The sequence below is a fragment of the Vibrio genomosp. F10 str. 9ZD137 genome (assembly GCF_049974785.1).
Lineage (GTDB): Bacteria > Pseudomonadota > Gammaproteobacteria > Enterobacterales > Vibrionaceae > Vibrio.
Window position 1 is genome coordinate 1 of sequence record NZ_JBNGCJ010000439.1, and the last position, 378, is coordinate 378.

A 378-nucleotide genomic window follows, 5' to 3' on the forward strand; every position below is an offset into this window, starting at 1 on the left:
ACCCACTGTTTTAGTTCCGTTTAAACGCCTTGTTAGCTTTCAATGTACTCGCAAAAAACACCTTCAATAATGTCAATTTCAAGAGTGCAGCTATCAATTCCAACTAAATTCCAATTGCCGAATGATTTCATATAACCGATAGAGTAGCCAGCCATGTCATCAGCAATAAGGATAACTTCCTCTTCATTATCCAGCCCATCAATAATTTCACTACATGGAATTGGACTTGAGTAGATCATAAACCCTGTATTTGTTTCAGATCCCCCATTTGCTACAAGCCAAGAAAGATAATCATCAGGTAAATTTGGGTAATTGGTTTTAATTGCTTCTATAGACTCCACGTAAATCCCCTGAAAGCTAACGCTCTGCTAAGCGGCA

Annotated in this window: 1 protein-coding gene; it reads right to left on the reverse strand. The window is 38.4% G+C overall.

Going from position 1 to position 378, the window contains the following annotated elements; all coding sequences use genetic code 11:
- Window positions 1-32: 32 nt before the first annotated feature.
- A complete protein-coding gene (locus ACP45E_RS10455) occupies window positions 33-341 on the reverse strand; it encodes a hypothetical protein (protein ID WP_017038751.1) in 309 nt (102 codons plus the stop codon).
- Between the last annotated feature and the right edge of the window lie 37 nt (window positions 342-378).